15 protein-coding genes are annotated in these 15315 nt (G+C 50.0%); 7 read left to right on the forward strand and 8 right to left on the reverse strand.

Going from position 1 to position 15315, the window contains the following annotated elements:
- Window positions 1–119 precede the first annotated feature (119 nt).
- From AB4124_RS01485 to AB4124_RS01495, 3 genes are all read left to right on the forward strand, one after another.
- Entirely contained in the window at window positions 120–1469 is a 1350-nt protein-coding gene (locus AB4124_RS01485) for an alpha-L-fucosidase (protein ID WP_379406295.1), read from the forward strand.
- A 227-nt stretch (window positions 1470–1696) separates the two neighbouring features.
- Window positions 1697–2581, forward strand: coding sequence for an ATP-binding cassette domain-containing protein (locus tag AB4124_RS01490; RefSeq protein WP_430128901.1), 885 nt, complete (start codon window positions 1697–1699; stop codon window positions 2579–2581).
- On the forward strand, window positions 2578–3369 hold the full coding sequence (locus AB4124_RS01495) for an ABC transporter permease (protein WP_441970744.1): 792 nt from the start codon (window positions 2578–2580) through the stop codon (window positions 3367–3369). Before AB4124_RS01490 ends, AB4124_RS01495 begins: the two co-directional genes overlap by 4 nt.
- A 500-nt stretch (window positions 3370–3869) precedes the next feature.
- On the opposite strand, the gene AB4124_RS01500 is transcribed toward AB4124_RS01495, so the two are convergent.
- The 5 genes from AB4124_RS01500 to AB4124_RS01520 form a co-directional block, all read right to left on the reverse strand.
- On the reverse strand, window positions 3870–4667 hold the full coding sequence (locus tag AB4124_RS01500; RefSeq protein WP_339267013.1) for a TetR/AcrR family transcriptional regulator: 798 nt from the start codon (window positions 4665–4667) through the stop codon (window positions 3870–3872).
- Window positions 4668–4811: 144 nt separating this feature from the next.
- On the reverse strand, window positions 4812–5171 hold the full coding sequence (locus AB4124_RS01505; protein ID WP_441970746.1) for a VOC family protein: 360 nt from the start codon (window positions 5169–5171) through the stop codon (window positions 4812–4814).
- A gap of 144 nt (window positions 5172–5315) precedes the next feature.
- Complete coding sequence (locus AB4124_RS01510) at window positions 5316–6149, reverse strand: carbohydrate ABC transporter permease (RefSeq protein ID WP_076324155.1); 834 nt, start codon at window positions 6147–6149, stop codon at window positions 5316–5318.
- Window positions 6150–6165: 16 nt separating this feature from the next.
- Window positions 6166–7056 carry a carbohydrate ABC transporter permease gene (locus tag AB4124_RS01515; protein ID WP_076324156.1) on the reverse strand — a complete coding sequence of 297 codons (891 nt, stop codon included), beginning with the start codon at window positions 7054–7056 and terminating at the stop codon, window positions 6166–6168.
- A gap of 98 nt (window positions 7057–7154) precedes the next feature.
- Window positions 7155–8555: an ABC transporter substrate-binding protein gene (locus AB4124_RS01520; protein ID WP_441970749.1), complete on the reverse strand. Its 1401-nt coding sequence runs from the start codon at window positions 8553–8555 to the stop codon at window positions 7155–7157.
- A gap of 404 nt (window positions 8556–8959) precedes the next feature.
- On the opposite strand from AB4124_RS01520, the gene AB4124_RS01525 reads away from it, so the two are divergent.
- A complete protein-coding gene (locus AB4124_RS01525; protein WP_339267017.1) occupies window positions 8960–9445 on the forward strand; it encodes an anthrone oxygenase family protein in 486 nt (161 codons plus the stop codon).
- A gap of 201 nt (window positions 9446–9646) precedes the next feature.
- Here AB4124_RS01525 and AB4124_RS01530 read toward each other — a convergent pair whose 3' ends face one another.
- Window positions 9647–10426 carry a MerR family transcriptional regulator gene (locus AB4124_RS01530; protein WP_441970751.1) on the reverse strand — a complete coding sequence of 260 codons (780 nt, stop codon included), beginning with the start codon at window positions 10424–10426 and terminating at the stop codon, window positions 9647–9649.
- A gap of 121 nt (window positions 10427–10547) precedes the next feature.
- Between AB4124_RS01530 and AB4124_RS01535 the strand changes: the two genes are divergently transcribed.
- Together AB4124_RS01535 and AB4124_RS01540 are read left to right on the forward strand one after the other, a co-directional pair.
- Window positions 10548–11408 (forward strand): Hsp33 family molecular chaperone HslO, encoded by an 861-nt coding sequence (locus tag AB4124_RS01535; protein ID WP_441970753.1) that lies wholly within the window; start codon window positions 10548–10550, stop codon window positions 11406–11408.
- Window positions 11409–11519: 111 nt separating this feature from the next.
- A complete protein-coding gene (locus AB4124_RS01540; RefSeq protein ID WP_441970755.1) occupies window positions 11520–12206 on the forward strand; it encodes a G1 family glutamic endopeptidase in 687 nt (228 codons plus the stop codon).
- A 123-nt stretch (window positions 12207–12329) separates the two neighbouring features.
- Here the strand turns inward: AB4124_RS01540 and AB4124_RS01545 are convergent, their stop codons facing one another.
- Both AB4124_RS01545 and AB4124_RS01550 read right to left on the reverse strand, forming a co-directional pair.
- Complete coding sequence (locus AB4124_RS01545) at window positions 12330–13556, reverse strand: amidohydrolase (RefSeq protein ID WP_441970757.1); 1227 nt, start codon at window positions 13554–13556, stop codon at window positions 12330–12332.
- 33 nt (window positions 13557–13589) lie between these two features.
- Entirely contained in the window at window positions 13590–14276 is a 687-nt protein-coding gene (locus tag AB4124_RS01550; RefSeq protein ID WP_441970759.1) for an ankyrin repeat domain-containing protein, read from the reverse strand.
- 125 nt (window positions 14277–14401) lie between these two features.
- On the opposite strand from AB4124_RS01550, the gene AB4124_RS01555 reads away from it, so the two are divergent.
- Complete coding sequence (locus AB4124_RS01555) at window positions 14402–15271, forward strand: LysR family transcriptional regulator (RefSeq protein WP_215158856.1); 870 nt, start codon at window positions 14402–14404, stop codon at window positions 15269–15271.
- Window positions 15272–15315: the final 44 nt, after the last annotated feature.

Below are 15315 nucleotides of genomic sequence, written 5' to 3' on the forward strand. Positions count from 1 at the left end.
CTGCGATTATCCTCTAAAGTTATTATAATACCCGTCAGAGTTAAGTAATTATCTATTCATACTAACACATTCTTGTTAAAATCAAACTCGACAATTCCAAGAATCGGAGGTTTGAATCCATGACAACAACTACCACTCCAACCAATCAAGTCATCCAGGAACGAAACCAGCGTGTGCAATGGTTCCAGAACGACCGTTTCGGCATGTTCATCCACTGGGGGCTCTACTCGATCCCAGCCAGAGGCGAATGGCTCCGAAGCTCGGAACAAATGAGCATCGAAGACTATCAGACCTATTTCGATGAATTTGATCCCGTTGACTATAATCCGCGGGAGTGGGCCAAAGCGGCCAAAAAAGCAGGCATGAAATATGCGGTGCTGACGGCCAAGCACCATGACGGATTCTGTTTGTTCGACAGCAAGCTGACGGAATATAAATCAACGAATACCAAAGCCGGGCGGGACCTCGTGCAGGAGTTTCTGGAAGCTTTCCGTGAAGAAGGCCTTAAAGTCGGCCTCTACTTCTCGCTGATCGATTGGTACCATGAGGACTATCCGGCCTATGGGGACCGCATTCACCCGATGCGCGCCAACGAAGCCTTCAAGCGCGATCCGAAAAACTTCGACCGATACCTGGATTACATGCACGGGCAGGTTCGAGAGCTGCTGACAGGCTACGGTAAGCTCGATATTATGTGGTTTGACTTCTCCTATGGTAACATGCGCGGCGAAGTGTGGCGCGCCACCGAGCTGATGAAGATGATCCGCGAGCTGCAGCCGCACATTCTCATCGACAACCGGCTCGAAGGCAGCGGCGAGAGCGGAGGCAGCATCTATACTACCGATCCTTCCGTTTACAGTGGAGATTTCGCGTCACCTGAACAGATCATTCCGCCGCACGGCGTCGTGGATCAGACAGGTGCCCCGATCCCATGGGAAGCCTGCATTACACTGAATAACAATTGGGGCTATGCAGCCGCCGACCGCAATTACAAATCGGCAACCACGATCATCCGCAAACTGGTGGAATGCGTTAGCAAGAACGGCAACATGCTGCTGAACGTCGGGCCTGACGCGAGGGGCGTCATCCCTAAGGAGAGCCTTGACGTGTTGGAGGAAATCGGTGACTGGATGAGCAAGAACGGCGACAGTATCTATGGCTGCGCGGCCGCCGATTATCCGAAGCCGGATTGGGGTCGGTACACCCAAAAAGGCAATAAGCTGTACGCCCACGTCTTTGAGGAGTCCATCGGACCGATCAATCTCATCGGCATGGCCGACAAGGTGAAGAAAGCCCGTCTGCTCGCAGACGGATACGAATTGTTCCTCAGCCGCCCATGGAGCGCCGCCGAATTCGTCGAAGACGCATTCGTTAATTTCGCGCGGCCTGAACACTTCACCTATCCGCTCCCCGACAAACGCAATACCGTCATTGAATTGGAGCTTTATGACGAATCGGATCGTTCGTAACGATAAGATCGCATATACCATGAACTAATCCCTATAAGAGCCTGACTTGATGATGTTTTGTTACATCGCGTCAGGCTCTTTTTTATGCCCCGACACCCTATCCTCCTGGATCATCATGCAATTCCTCAACGCAAAAAAAATCGTATTGCACAATAACTGTTTATGCAATATACTAATTATCAATTAAACTGTTTATTATGTATACAATTAAGGGAGATGTGCTGACAATGAGTAACTATGCTGTTGAGATTCGGCAACTTCGCAAAAGCTTTGGGCACCAAACCGTGCTGGACGGGATCGACCTAAGCGTGCCGCAAGGAAACGTATTTGCTCTTCTTGGTCCTAATGGGGCCGGCAAAACAACCCTGATCAACATCCTGTCCACATTGGTGACGCCCGAAGCCGGCAGCGTGAAGATTAACGGATTTGATCTCCGCCATCACAAACAGGATGTGCAGCAGTCCATCAGTCTGACCGGCCAATTCGCTGCCGTTGACGAAGTGCTGACCGCGGAAGAGAACCTGCGGATGATATGCAGGCTGTCCGGTCTATCCGCAGCGGAAGCGCGCCTGCGAACTGCCGAACTGCTCGAACAATTCGATCTCGCCGCTGCTGCCGCCAAGCGCGTGAAGACGTATTCGGGCGGAATGAAGAGAAGACTTGATCTTGCGATCAGCCTTGTTGTGCCGCGGCCCGTGCTGTTCCTGGATGAACCAACCACGGGACTGGATACACGCAGCCGCCGTACCCTGTGGGATATCATTCTGCAGTTGAAGAGCCAAGGTATCACCATACTGCTGACCACGCAGTATTTGGAGGAAGCGGATCAGCTCGCGGACCGGATCGCGGTCCTGGATGGCGGGCGAGTCGTTGCTGAGGGAAGTCCGGCCGAGCTGAAGACCCGTGTCGGAGGAGAAGTTCTGGAGCTCCGCGACGAACACGACGAGGTGATTCACAGGATTCCGACAAGCGGCAGCATCGGGGACGTCGCTCAGACGCTCCATGAGTTCACTCACCTGCTACCGAACGAGACGCGCGTAAGTCTTCACAGGCCAAATATGGATGATGTATTCCTGTCGCTAACAGACAAGAAATTGGAGGAAATCGTATGATGAGAGGAACAGCTTCGAACACAAAAACAACGTCCTTTGCGGTCACCCAGAGCGTCTTTATCGGTCGCAGCTTACGTCACAGCATCCGGAACGCGGAGGCGATGATTACGGCAATGATGCTGCCGATCATGTTGATGCTGCTGTTCACCTATGTATTTGGCGGCGCCATTGATCCCAGCGGACAGTATGTAGACTACGTGGTGCCGGGAATCATTCTGTTATGCGCAGGTTTCGGATCGTCCAGCACGGCCGTCGATGTCTCCCAAGATATGACCAATGGCATCATTGACCGCTTCCGGACCATGCCCATTCAAAGCATGAGTGTCATAACAGGACATGTGGTAGCCAGCCTTGCCCGAAACATGCTGGCGACTGGCGTCGTTATCGCTGTGGCTCAGCTCGTTGGATTCAGGCCTTCAGCCGGACTTCTGGATTGGATTCTCGCCATCGGCTTGATCGCGCTCTTCATCTTTGCCTTCACTTGGCTTTATGCCGCCATCGGCCTCGTTGCAGGCAGTCCGGCAGCGGCGAGCAGCTATGGATTTGCCCTGCTCTTCCTCCCCTACCTCTCCAGCGCCTTCGTTCCTACTGAGACGATGCCGACATGGCTGCAAGGGGTCGCAAGCAACCAACCGATCACGCCCGTCATTGAGTCCATTCGCGTGTTGCTGACGGGAGGTTCTATCCAGGATCACATCGGCTGGGCGATAGGATGGTGTCTGTTCATCCTTGTCGGGTCCATGGTATGGAGCATGTGGACGTTTAAGAGAAAAGCCGGTCGACGCTAACTATGCATAGGGTCGACAGCTATCCAAGGATGCACTGGACCACGCACCGTGCGCATAATGGAGCAGTGCGCACGATGTAGCAATGCTTTTTTAAGAGCCAATCTGGACATGGCATCTGCCTTCCAGCGGATGTCATGTCCGTCCCGGAACGATATCAACCAAACCCGACGCTTGATAAAACATCCGCTTTGGGCCTAATCAACCAGCAAAAAAAACCGATCCTCATGCGAGGATCGGTTTTTTTACCCAGCTGCGGCGCGCTTTTACTGCACTCTCTTACGGCAAGCTCTTACTCCACACTCTTACTCCACTTTCTTACTGTACACTCTTACTGCACACTCTTACTGCACTCTCTTACCGCACGCTCTTACTCCACACTCTTACTGCACTTTCTTACTGTACACTCTTACTCCACACTCTTATCTGCATGCTCTTACGGCACTTTCTTATTGCACTCTCTTATCCACCACGACCTGTAACTGTAACTTTGGCCGATATCATTACTTGTCCGACTTTCCCGGCTGTGTCTTGGTCTGGAGATAATGATCAATGCCGTCCAGAATGCGTTCTAACCCGAAATCAATGTCATTGCCAATCGGATTCACTTCCTCGTTGTCTTCCGTATAGACCCCCGACATCACAACCGGATACAGGAACGGAAACCGATCCGGCTTCATAAGCTGTTTCAGCGCTGCCGTATAATCTATTCCACTGAACTGTTCCGGGGTGGAGCCTGCCTGTATGGCGCGGTCCATATCCCGCTGCATCATGCCGCTTGATCTAGCGTAATTGCTTAACAAGAGAATCAAAGACATCCGCTCATAATCATTCAGCGGGAGATCCGTCATGAACCGCAGACCCCAATCGATAAATCGCAGATTGTTCGGCGTAATGGGAATACCCGTAATTGGAATGTCTCCAAACCAGGGGTGATCCCGGAATACCTGCATCGTCGATTTGACGTAGGCCCGCATATTCTCGCGCCAGTCGGCAGAATCTTCCGGCGGAATGGGAATATCGCACGCGGCGTTCTGCATTAGCAGCAAAAGGTCGTCCTTGCTGGAAATATACCGGTACAGCGACATGGCGGTAAAACCCAAGGAGGACGCGATTCGATTCATGGAGACAGCGGAAAGCCCTTCTTTATCGGCGATATCGATAGCCGTCTCCACAATCTGCGACAGGCTCATCTCCCGTTTCGGTCCCCGCTGCGGCGGCTTTACCAATCCCCAGCTAAGAGCCGCCCCTCTGGGCAGCTTGGATCCAATATCCGAATCCATACTCTGATCGTTTGACATAAACAGTGTATCCTTTCTGCATCCTAGCTTCTGATGTCATCGATAATTGTTTATATTATAAACAGTATATCATATATGCTCATCCTTATGTACTGGGTAGCATATAAGCATCAGTGCGAAGATACCGACTTGACCCACGTATACTCAATCATGTGACAGATGCATCAAAATGTTGACCAGCTTCCCGAACGGATCGCGGACAAAAAAGCGTCTTACTCCCCAAGGCTCATCAACCGGTCCATATTCAATGGAAAAGTCTGCCCGCCTCATCGCATCCAGCACAGCCTCTAGCTCATCCACTTCGATCGACAGATCCGGGACGGGCGTGCCGCTGCCTCCCTCGGAAGCAAAGCTGATCTGTATGCTCATCCTCTCCTGCGAGCCATAAGTGGTGAGCCAGCCATGATCCATTAACATATCCAGACCCAGCACATCTTGATAAAACGTCTTGGCTGCGGCGACATCCTTCGTTGCGACATTTGCGACAATGCGTTTAACTACCAACTTATACTCCTCCATTCATCATGCTAAAAATATCATTACATCTACGTTATACACACCCTCATGTAACTACACGACTAGTATAACAAATCCTTCCAATAGAAAAAACTGTTGAGGTTTACTCAACAGCTGATTCGTTAGCTTCCCCTATCCCTTCGTTCCGCCCTGCAGCCCGAAGCCCTTGGACATGAATTGCTGGGAGAGAATGTACATGATGATCGCCGGGATGGCGTACAGCACCGAGAAGGCGGCCAGGCTGCCGTAATCGACCATGCCATACTGCCCGAAGAACTGATAGAGCTTCAGGGAAGCCGGGAATTTCTCAGGCGACTGCAGCAGAATATACGGGACGAAGAAATTGCCCCAACTGCCCGAGAAGGTAAATATCGCCACCGTACAAATACCCGGAACCATCAGCGGTGCCACGACCTTGCGCATTCCCGTAAACACCGAAGCCCCGTCCACCCAGGCGGCTTCCTCCAGATCGCTCGGCACGGAATCCATGAAATTCTTCATCATCCAAATCCCGTATGGCATGGATGACGCTACATAGAACAAGATGACGCCCAAAATATTGTCATACAGCTTCAGCCCCAGGAACAGCTGGTAAACAGGCACCATCACAGCCGTAATCGGGAGCGATGTCATAAATAGAATGGTCAGCATAAAGGGTTTCTTATATTTCATCTGATAACGGGATAGCGGATAAGCTGCAAGCAGCGCCAGAAGAACAACCAATACGGCTTGGCCAAGCGACATCACCAGACCAATCAGGTAAGCGCGCTGGTTCTCGCTGCTGGTAATCACCTCAACATAGTTAGCGCCGGTAACCTTGCTGGGCATCTTCAGCGATTGCATCGCATTCGGATCGACGGAAGCCACGAGCACCCAGAGCAGCGGCAGCACAAAGCAAATGCCGATCCCCGTAAGGATCGCGTACGGCAGAATACGATAGATTAATTTACGTTGTTTGGCATTCATATGATCTCACCTCTGGTTACTCTTTCATCGACCTGATATACAGCAGGCTTAAGACAATCCCGATCAACAGCAGCAGCAGCGAAATGGCGGTTCCATAGCCTAATTGATAGTTCACAAATGCCTGATTGTACATGAAGATCGGCAGGGTCGTCGTAGAATTGCCCGGACCGCCCCCGGTCATCGCATAGATGAGTCCGAACACCCCAAGCGTCTGCAGCGTAACCAGCATCATGTTGGTTGTAATGGTGCTTTTAATGTACGGAATAATGATACGCGTGAAGATTTTCCACTTGGAGGCTCCATCCACCACCGCCGCTTCCTCAATTTCGTTAGGCACGTCATCCAGCGCAGCTTGAAATACCAGCATCGAGAAAGCCGTACCGTGCCAAATGTTCGCAAGAATGATCGTCAGCATCGGGACGGTAAACAGCCAGGTCACTTCCGAAAATCCAAAAAAAGTAATAATTGCATTGAGCGTGCCCTCATCCCCGAAGAAGCTGTACAAGCAAAGAGCGCATACAATCTCCGGCGTCACCCAGCCCGCAAGCACAATCGTTCCAATCACTCGCCGAAACGTCTTGTTCCTCTGCTTCATCAGCAGGGCGATCAGAAATCCCAGCACCTGCTGCCCGATCACCGCCGAGCCGATAAGGAAAACCAGCGTGTTCCATATACTGATTCGAACCGTGGGGTCCTGGAACATCCGGGCATAGTTGTCAAGGCCGATAAACTTAAGCTCCCTCGCCGCTTCGCCGGTTAACGCCAGGTTGGTGAAGGAATAGAAAAATGTTAACAGAATCGGATATATAAAAAACACGAGCATAATCGCGATTGAAGGAAGCAAAAAAAAGAGCCAGGTATACGTTTTTCTTCGTTTCGGGTAAACGTCCACGGACAAACTGCTCATGTGTCTTCTCCTTCCATGCAGATGATCTGAAAAACCGCTTGCCCAAGCCGCCGCGATAAACGGAGCGCTTGAGCAAGCCGGTTCTGTGCGTATATCGATTATTTCTCCAAGATATGATCCGCTCCGACAATGCGGGTGACGTCCTGCGCATATTTATTCATGGCATCCGCAGGCGACGTTCCCGTTGCCACGGACTCTACCATCGTCTGGATCTGTGTCGACACTTCCGGATACTTCTCCTGCGCCGGTCTGAACTCTGCATTCTGCAGGTATTCGGTCGCGATTTCGTTAAACGGCATTTTTGTATATTCCGGATCTTTGGCAACATCGGCACGTACCGTGATATTCCCTGAGGACATAACAAGCTTCTGCGTATTATCCTTGTTTAGCGCATATTTGATAAATTCCCAAGCCTCGTCTTTGTTCTTGGAATTGCTTGGAATCGACAGCGCCCACCCTCCGGCCAGCGTAATGGACCCAGGGTCCTGCCCTTGGCTGGTCGGCATCGGCGCGAAGCCGAGCACATCTTTGTATTCAGGCCATGGCGCCGCGCCTGATTCCATATAGTTGCCCGTAATCCAGGAGCCATCCAGCGAAATCGCCAGCTTGCCTTGCGGCAGATATTCGCGGGAAGCCGTGTTGCCTGCCTGGCCATTCAATACTTTGGAGAGCGGCGGTCCGAGTTTCTCCTTATTAACCGTCTCCACAAAGGTCAGCGCATCGAGAATGCCCTGGCTTTTCGTAATCCATTTGCCGCCGGCATCGTCATACAGTCTTTCGCCTGTTCCGTAGAGCAGCATTTCATAGGTTTGCATGGAGGTTGCTTCGCCTGTAGCCTTGCCCATGTTCATCCAGATCGGCACAACGTCAGGCGCCTTCTCCTTGATCGTTCGCGCAGCGCTTAAGACCTCCTCCCAGTTCTTAGGCTGCCAATCCTCCGGAAGACCTGCTTGTTTGAAAATGTCTTTGTTGTACCAGAGGCCCCTGGAATCCGTATTGTACGGTACGCCGTACACCTTGCCATCGCTAGCGGTAACCCCCTTCTTCATCGCTTCAATGAAGGAACCGTTGCCCCAGTCTTCCCATGCCGCCAATTTATCGTCAAGCGGTTCCAGATAGCCTGCGCTTGCATCAGAGTTCAGGATAAAGGTATCCTCTGTCACAATATCCGGCGCCGTATCTTTGGACTTGAGCGCCAAGGCCACCTTGGCAAAATAATCGCCTTCCGATGCCTGAATCGGTGTCGGCTTAATCTCTACGCTTTTGTCGGGGTAACTTGCCGATAGTTCCTTGAGCCATTTATAGAACGCTCCGTTCTCGCCGATTCCGTCATCCCGAAACGTCACGGTAATGATTTTCTTGGCTGTCTCTCCATCCTTTCCCGGCTCCGGATCGCCGGTATCGGCTGGGGTTCCCTTACCCCCGGTACAACCGAATAACAAAGAAACGCTTAATAAAGCCGTCGTTACTAGCCAAAAACCCCTCTTGCTTGACTTCATACGAATCCCTCCTTTTGGCTGCAGCAATTTGATATATTATCCAAATTTTGTATACGCTTACGAGAGCGTATATATAACTCTATTTTGAAAATAGTGGGGATATTCGGAACTTTTTTTCGTAACAAATAGGCCGCTCAATATGAAAGCGACCTATAGCAGCCATTCTTCTGCATTTTCTCATCATATTCTTTATTTTCATAACAGGATATGAAATCAACTAATTACCAGAAATAGAAAATATTAATATATAAATGTGAGTCTATTGATTGATATTAAGTTCCTGCCTATTTAGGTCTTTACTTTTGCTGGAAATCCAATTATATTTGTATGTACAAACAATTAAATGAACATACTGGACTGGAACCATACCAGTAATAACCTATGCCATTGGAGGTATACCATCCATGAGTGACCGCTTGATTTTTTTGTTGGCTTTATTCTCGGTAACAGGATCGGGACTCATAGCCGGGCTGTTCTTCGCTTTCTCGTCTTTTATAATGACAGCACTGGCCCGGATTCCCAATGAACAGGGGATTCATGCCATGCAGTCCATCAATGCAACCATTCTCAATCCTTTGTTCGGCACATTGTTTACAGGCACTGCATTAACCAGTATCGTGCTTGCGGTCTTATCCATCATGCGCTGGGGGGAACCCGGCTCGTTGTACTTGCTTGCCGCCAGCCTGCTTTATTTAGCGGGATTCATCGTAACGATGGCGTTCAACGTCCCGCTAAACGACGCACTGGCCGCGGTTGACCCAGGTAGCGGTGCCGGAGGCGAGGTATGGATTAACTACCTGAGACGCTGGGTGCCATGGAATCATGTACGAACCATCACTTCTTTAGGGGCGATGATCCTGTTTGTTTTTGCCTTACGGCATCTCCCTTAAGACGGGATCACGGGAATGGGGCGGCTATAATCCATAATCCTTGAATGCCTCCCCATCGTTCCACATGTTATTAAATGCCGATTCAAAACTTGCGCCTGTCGCTTCATCCTAAATGATCACGGCAATATCATCGTTCTCTTCCACAGCCGATTGGAAGTAATTGAATGAACCCACTTCCACCTTCGTTCCGTCAAGCAAAATTTATGCATCTGTGGTTATAACGCCCACCGCTTGTTTGATAAAATTGTACAATTCTCCGTCCATCCCATAGGATAATGCATCATCCGGATACTCCGCATAGTACTGCTCTGCTGAATGAATAAACTCTTCATTTATATGAACCCATGACGACATCTTTTCACTCCAAATCTTCGCCAATATCCTCACCTCGTCCTCATGTGGTGCCATGCCCTTCTCATATAACCTTCGAAATTCGGAAAGAAGCCGAGCCCCTTCAGCCTGCAATTCCTCCAGTTCGTTTTCTTTCACCAAGCTGAACCATTTCTTCATCTCTTCGGATTGCGGTGCTTTAAAATGCCGACTCTCCGTCATCCTCATCAACAGAATCGCCATCAATAAACGCTCACTAGACACGTGTTCTCCTGATAGGAACAACTTATCGATTCCCTCGATTCGACTACGCAGCTCCGTCAAAAATTCGATTTGATCGTTCAATTGAGCGAGCTGAATATCCATCATATCTCTAAGAGAATGTCCCGATTCATTTATGGTTAATTTGATATCCTCCAATGAGAATCCTAACTGCTTCAAGGTCATGATTTGATGCAGTTTAGCTACGTCGTCTTCGGTATAGAGACGGTGACCCGCTTCCGTATTTTCCGAGGGGGAAAATAGCCCGATTTGATCATAATGGTGCAGCGTTCGAACGGTTATCCCTGTGCGCTTCGCAAGTTCACCGACTTTCCAATTTCGCTTACGGATACGATCCCCTCCCAAGAATAGTTGAACGATTCGACTCAATCATAATGTAAGAAGCTTTGTTCCCTCTTGCACCTGACGCTACGTCAGGAATTATACTGCAAATAATACGATCCAACTAGTTTTCAACAGTAAATACCATCAGAAAGGACTATAGGATACAATGCAGAATGGAAACTTCGTACTACAAACGTTAGCCTACAATCATCAAGTGCGCATTTTGTTTGTAGAGAATACTGAACTTCTTAACGATATGTGCCATCCCCCGTCGATGCACAAACTGCTCAAAACAGCATGGGGACAAACCATAACCTCCGCTTGTCTGATTATAGGAACATTAAAAGACAATCAGAGATTAAGCTTAAAAATCAAGTTTAGTAATGCGCGTCATAAAATTTTTGCTGATGTAGACAGCATGGGGAATGTACGGGGATACCTCAGTGATGAACTGGTACACATAACCCCGGATCAGCTGAATCATATACATCTTAAACAAATAGTCGGTGATAAGGGCAGCATTCATATAACGAAGGATTTAGGCATGAACAGCTTGTTCACCGGAATTACGGATATGCCTTATCGTAACATCATAGATGACTTGTCACATTACTATCAACAAAGCGAACAAACATCCACCGATTTCTACAGTTATATCCAATTTAATGAGAACGAAGAAATTGTTTTAAGTAGAGGTATCATGGTTCAACTTCTTCCCGGCTGCCCCCCGCATCGGATTCAGCAGATAAAAAAGGAGCTCAGAACGCATCAGTACATTTTGGCGGATAAATCCAACGGTCTCATGGAGATACCCGGCAAGATTTTCAAAGACATAGAGATTGTCGGGAGCATCCCGATTCAACATTTCTGTGGCTGTTCAAAAGAAGTGTTATACCCCATACTTCATTCACTAGAAAAGAAAGATTTGAAGTACGCTGTTATGAGAGCAGAACCGATTGAACTTGTATGCCATATTTGCGGCAGCAAATACGATTTCGAGCCCCATGAAATTGCCGGACTCCTCTAGCCCTCTTCATGGGTACACCAAGATCTAAACAAACTTTCTAACAGAAAACCCATACCAAATCTACCGATTCTTCATTAGATATACTATCAATCTAGTAAAGGCGGTGGAGATATGGGGATTCCCATGATAGATAAGTGGAATCATGCATGCCAACTTGACACTTCTGCCAAGCCGCGTCGTAACATCGGATGGATTTCAAGCAATTGGAGCGGATACAGCGTCACAGGAAAAAAAGGGGCCTTCAAACGGATATCCGCCAAATGGAATGTGCCGTTTGTTCGTCCAAGCCGTGCGGCGACCTATTCCTCTGCTTGGATCGGAATCGACGGGTTCCGCAACAGCCATTTGATACAGACCGGAACCGGTCACGAATTCATAGATGGTAAGGCTTATTATTATGCCTGGTGGGAGATTCTCCCCGCCTCAGCTACGATCATTCCGCTGCCAATTCAGCCGGGGGATCGGATGCATGCCAGCATCAGCAAGCGCAGCGGTTCTAACTGGTTAATCTGCCTTCGAAACGTATCACGAAATTGGATCTTTCGAACACTACAACGTTACAATGGTCCACAGACCTCGGCGGAATGGATCGTCGAAGCGCCGCAGGTCAATGGGGCACTTGCAACAATGGCACGATTATCCCCTGTCGCCTTCTCCTGCTGCCGCGTCAATGGGAAAAGTCCAAAACTCACAGCCGATGACGGAGGCATTATGCTTCAGAATTTAAGCGTTACTTCCATACCTTCCAATCCGAACAGGGCAGGAGACCGGTTCGTTGTCAAAAGAGTTCCTCAATAGAGACTTGACCTTCAAGCAGCGTCAAGGATGATCCTCATGATGATACGAAGCAGCTGTAAACCCCATAACCAACAACAGCCGCTGCATACCGGAAAAGTCCGGCATGCAGCGGCTGTTTCTTTATCATGATTCGTAAACCTGTTTTCCCTTGAACAGCACGGCCCGGCGCCGTGACCGTCTGGCAACGGCTTCTGCGGAGCAGCTGGCTTCTACAATCACCGCGTCTGCCGCATCCCCGACGTTAGGCCAGGCATAGCGGCCGTCCTGGTCTAACGGCGTCACGCCTCCCGTAATAAACCCGAGAGCCTGTCCGAGGGAACGCTCATCGGACATATGGAAACGTTCGGCCAGCAAGCCCGCTTTGTCCAGATTATCCCCTTTGCCGAACGGGGACCAATGGTCCATTATGCTGTCTTGCCCAAGCGAGATGTCTACACCACGGCGGTGCAGCTGCGGAATCGGAATGGTTCGGCCAAGCGGTACGGAAGAGGTGACCGAGATGCCCAAATCCGCCAACCGAATCGCCACCTCATCTACTTCGCTTGGTGAGACATCCGCGAAAGCCAGCGCATGGCTGAGCGTGACTCTCCCATTCCAACCCGCCTCTTCCGTAAGGTCAGCCACGCGCTTAAAGGTGTTCAGCCCAACATGTGACGACTCATGCAGGTGCAGGTCAATGCCGGCGTTGGCTTCAACAGCCAGCTCCATCACGGTGTTCAGTGATTTCTCCATGTTCTCATCCACCGTTGTAGGATCCAAGCCCCCAACCAGCGCTGCGCCGTTTCGGAGCGCATCCCTGACCAGGGATACGGACTGGCTGCGAAGCAAGCCGTGCTGAGGAAATGCTACAATCTCAACAAACGCTTTTTCCCTGTATCCTTCAACCGCCTGCAAGGTGGCCTCTAAATTTCTCAAGCCGACAACAGGATCCACATTGCAATGGGAGCGGATATGCGTAGACCCATAGCGCAGCAACAGGTCAAGCAGTCCCTCCGCTCTTTCCTTGGCGGTAGGAAGAAGCTCCGGAAGCAGCCTCTCTTCCTCCTCGATTCGGCTGAAGATCCCATGAGCCGGACGTCTCGGTGCCTTCCATGGGCCTCCATAATAGGTTTTGTCCAGGTGGATATGCATATCCCTAAATGATGGGAGCATCAGATCCCCGTTCATGTCCCATGTCGGCAATAACGTATCAGGCAAAGCATCCGCAGGGCGGATCTCGGAGAAAGCCTCATTCTCTATTTTCACATGAAAAAGTCCCGTTTCGGTTCCGATCACGACGTCATCCTCGTAGCGATAACCCGTCTCCAGACGGACATGCAGCAGCCAATATGCATTACTCTGTTCGATCATAGTATTCATCCCCTTCTCGTTTATACCTGCCTTCTATTTGCCTCGCTCTTCGTTTACAGCGTCCAATAAGATGCGCTCGATCTCTTGGTATCCCCGCTCCCTGGCATGCTGCAGGGGAGTTACGCCATTCCCGTCGGGAAGCCCGGCGTCCGCCCCATGCTCCAGCAGCAGCTTCACGATGCGCTGATAATGCTCGCTGCCGTCACCGAGAATGACAGCCTCAAGCAGCGCGGTCCAGTTCAAGTTATTAATATGGTTCACATCGATGTCGGTCCGGGTCAGCAGCTCTTGAACAATCTCTACATGTCCGCGGTCGGAGGCCGGTATGAGAGCCGTCCCGCCAAAACGGTTGGTCAACGTCACATCCGCATCGGCTTCGATCGCCAACCGCAAAATTTCCACCATTCCTTCTGCACCGGCATACAAAAATACATTATTTAGTTGCTTATCTCGAATATTGATATCAGCGCCAGCCTGGATCAAAGCCTCTACCGTTCCGACATGATTGTGGTAGGTTGCAGCCATTACCGCTGTTCTTCCCTGCTCATCCGTCGCATTGATGTTTGCGCCGGATTGAAGAAGCTGGCGTACTTGCTCCGTATTGCCTTGCTCGGCATATTCAATGAGTTCATGATTCATATTCTGCACCTCTTCTTTCTTCAGATTAGGTTGACAGGCCGACAGGAAAAGGATCAATAGAATCGCTGATAAACGCAGCACTCGATGCTCCCTCCTCTTTCTATCGTGTATATTGGTATGCTAACATGAGACAGAACCATATGAAAAATACTTAAAAAATTGAATTCACTAAGGTTTTTCATATACAAGGAGGATTGTTTCAACCTATGGACATCAGACAGCTCCGGTATTTTATTGCCATCGTGGAGGAAGGTACGATCTCGCTTGCCGCCAACCGGCTTCATATTTCCCAGCCGCCTCTCAGTCAGCAGCTGAAAGCGATGGAGGAAGAGCTCGGGTCCGTCTTGGTATATCGTAGAGGCAAGCGGCTCGAAATCACCGAATCAGGTAAAACGCTGTATAAATATGCGCTCCAGATGACCCAGCTCATGGAAGAGGCCAAAGCCGAGGTTAAAGAGGTCGGGAACGGTGATAAGGGAGCACTGAGTCTTGGCATCAATACATTATCTTCGGTAGAACTGCCGTCATGGCTGCAGGAGTTCAAAGCAAGATATCCCCAAGTTTCATATAAAATTCAGCAGAACGAGTCGTATCAGCTCTGTGAGCTCGTGAGAAACCGGTCGCTCGAATTAGCGATCGTCCGCCTGCCGCTCGAATTGGATGATTTCTCGATCCTTCATCTGCAGACGGAGCCTTTTTATATGCTCACCTCTGAGCCATCCATCGAACAAGAGATAACCCTCCCTCATATTGCGCAGTATCCGCTCATTCTGCCAAGCACGGAAGGGTTGGGCGTGTATTATACGATCCAGATGGCATTCTCGGAACAGAAACTCCAGCCGAACATCGCAGCCGAATGCTCCGACATTTCGCTGCTGCTGCGTTTGGTCGCTTCGGGTTTTGGCGTGGCGATCGTTCCCGAAACGCTGGTCAAGCAGCACTTGCCTGCTTCTGTTCATGCTTACAAAATCAAGGACACCCCGGCTGCGGCTTCCACAGCCTTGATCTGGCTGAGAGATCATCACGTCTCCAGAACGGCTCTGAACTTCATTGACTTGTTGACAAGTGCGCTATAACTACTTACTGCTTCCATAATCTGCCCCTCATAAAAAAGAAGACA

This window comes from Paenibacillus sp. 2KB_20 (genome assembly GCF_052115765.1).
GTDB lineage: Bacteria > Bacillota > Bacilli > Paenibacillales > Paenibacillaceae > Paenibacillus_AQ.